This is a genomic window from Roseiarcus sp., assembly GCF_052145395.1.
Classification (GTDB): domain Bacteria; phylum Pseudomonadota; class Alphaproteobacteria; order Rhizobiales; family Beijerinckiaceae; genus Roseiarcus.
Window position 1 is genome coordinate 1 of record NZ_JBKQOT010000654.1, and the last position, 2,774, is coordinate 2,774.

General features: G+C 66.3%; 2 protein-coding genes. Both read left to right on the forward strand.

The window, feature by feature from the left end; translation table 11 throughout:
- Window positions 1–266: 266 nt before the first annotated feature.
- A complete protein-coding gene (locus ACLP25_RS22540; RefSeq protein ID WP_442471376.1) occupies window positions 267–1,700 on the forward strand; it encodes a multicopper oxidase family protein in 1,434 nt (477 codons plus the stop codon).
- A 280-nt stretch (window positions 1,701–1,980) separates the two neighbouring features.
- The coding region (locus tag ACLP25_RS22545; RefSeq protein WP_442471377.1) for a Dna2/Cas4 domain-containing protein at window positions 1,981–2,774 on the forward strand (794 nt) is incomplete at its 3' end.

Here is a 2,774-nt window from a genome sequence, read left to right on the forward strand (position 1 = left end):
CGTCACCGGAACCTAAATCCGGCGCGTCTACCAATTCCGCCACGCCCGCGTTCGGCGTCTCCGCCATGCGGGCGCCCTGAGCTTTGGCGCGCTCTATATCAGCTTGTCCGCGCGCGCCAGCGAAAAATATGCCGGCGGCGGCGATCCGGCGGGCGTAGCGTCGAAGACTCGGTTGCCTGGCCCGCCCGGTTCGCTAACAAGTGCGGCAAGACGCGGCGTCTAGGGTCGGAGCGGCGATTGTCTCGGAATTCAGGAGCTTGCCCATCGTGACGATTATCCGGCCGGATCGCTTCGACGGGGCGCATGGCGCTGCTCGTCACGATACGCCTCGGCTTGGGCCAGCGGCGACCCGCCGCGCCTTTCTCGGCTGCGGGCTCGCCGCCGCGGCCTGGGGCCTCGCGCCCGCCAAGGCCGGGGCCCCAGCTTCGCAGCCTGACGGTTTCATGGCTCTCGAGGCGGCGCCGTCGCGCCTCGCCTTCCTCCCGCCGCCCGCCGACGCGGCCGCGGCCGTCGCCTATTCCGGAGCGATCCCCGGGCCGCTCTTGAGGTTGAAGAAGGGCGAGGAGCTGAAGCTCAGGTTTTCCAACAAGCTCGCCGAACCGACGACGCTCTGCTTCGCCGGCCTCAGGACGGCCAACGCGGTCGCCGGCTACGGCGGGCTCACCGGCCCACGGCTCGCTCCGGGGGCGAGCGCCGACATCCGCTTCGCGCCGCCCGACCCGGGGTTCAATCTCTATTTTCCCCACGCCGGCGCGACCGACGCCGGGCAGCAGGGGCGCGGGCTGTTCGGCCCGATCATCGTCGACGAAGCCGAGAAGCCCGACGTGGACGAGGATTTTGTCGTCGTCCTGTCCGACTGGAGTTTTGACGACAAGGGCCAGATCAAGAACGACTTTTCCGATCCCACGCTCGCCCGCGGCGCCGGACGCAGCGGAAGCCTGGTCTTCGCCAACGAGGGTGGCGCGCCGCTGCGCCTTCAGGCCCGCCCGGGCGCGCGGGTGCGCATGAGGCTCGGCAACGCGGCGACCGCGCGCCTGACCAATGTCGGGATCGACGGGGCCACGACGCTGATCGTCGCTGTCGACGGTCAGCCGTGCGAGCCGTTCGAGCCGCTGCGCAACCAGTTCCCAATGGGTCCCGGCGCCCGGTTCGAGCTCGTCTTCGACATGCCGCGCCAGGCAGGGGCGACGGTCACGTTCGTGCTGCGCTGGGAGGCCGGCGCGCCCGACGTCCCGTTCGTCGCCATCACCTCGGACGGCGATCCCGTCGCCCCCCGCTCAGGGCCCGCCCGCCTGCCTCCGAACCCGGCCCTGCCGGCGGAGATCGCGCTGGAAGCGGCGCGCAGCTTCGACGTCGTCGTGACCGGCGGCGGCGCGGCGCCGTTCGCCGTCAACGGCGTGACCTTCGCCGACTGGTCGCCGAAGCCGCTGGCTTTGGTTCCGCGCGGCGCGCCGGCCGTGTTCGCCTTCGCCAACAAGACCGCGGTCGTCCAGGCGATGCGGCTCGGCGGCCATGTCGCCCGCCTGCTGCATTCGATGGACGACGGCTGGGAGCCCTACTGGCGCGACACCCTTTTGATCCAGCCCGGCCGCACCCTCCACGTCGCCTTCATCGCCGACAACCCCGGCAAGTGGCCGATCGAATCGGCGATTCCCGAGCACCGCGCCGCCGGAGTCGGGGCGTGGTTCCAGGTCGGATGAGCGGGCAAAATGGGGCAGGACCGCGCAAACATCGGTCATTCATCATCGGTTTTGCAAAGGTCTCGTATCCGACCCTTTGCCGCCCTTCCCCCCTCCACGCCGGTACGGGAAGAGGTCGGCAGGAACGGACCCTCCGGAAGCTGGCCCCGAACGCGTGCGTTCGAGCGTTTCGCCTGTCCCGACGTGATGGCACTCTACCGAAACTCCGGCATAATTGACTGCTATGGGCGCTAGCGACCCGATCACGGCTGCGGTGTTTTCTGCATTCATCAAGTGCCCGATGAAGGCGCATCTCTTGGCAAGCGGCGCGCCCCTAACGGGTGCCTTCTTCGCCGACATGGAGACGCGCATATCGTCCATGTATAAAGCGGGAGCGAAGCAGCACCTGCGCGTCGGAACGGACGCGGCCAACCCTCTCAATTTCGGAGAAATATGGCGCGACCCCGACTGCGCAACTGTCACCCGTGAGGTCGACTGCGAAACAGCCATCTATGACTTCGCGTTGCCGCCGCGCAGACCGGGACGCCGCCAACCGCAGAAATTAAAGCCACCTAGCAACTTTGTCCCCGTGTTGTTTCTACCCTGGGACAAGCTGGACGTTTCCGACACCCTAGCCATGTGTTTCGGTGCGCTCGCGCTGTCGCAGGCCACCGGGATAGTGCCAGACACCGGAGTACTGATCTACGGCGAGAGACATCGCCGCAAAACTGTGAAGATGGCCGACTACTTGGCCCGAACACGCCAGATCATCGAAGTAATCGAGGCAAGTCGCCAAGGCCAGAAGCCACCTCCGCTCGTTCTGAACGATCATTGTTCCGTCTGCGATTTCCAGTCGAGGTGTCGCGATCTTGCCATCGAACATGACGATTTGAGCCTGCTCACCGCGATGACCGGCAAGGAACGGGCGAAATGCAATGCCAAGGGAATATCCACGATAACACAGTTGTCCTACGGCTATCGCCCCCGACGGCGTAAGCGGACCAAACCTGACGCCGAGGATTCCACAAAATCTGCCAAACGCGCCACTCCGGTCGTCAAGAACGATCACAAACTCAAGGCCTTGGCGATTAAGAA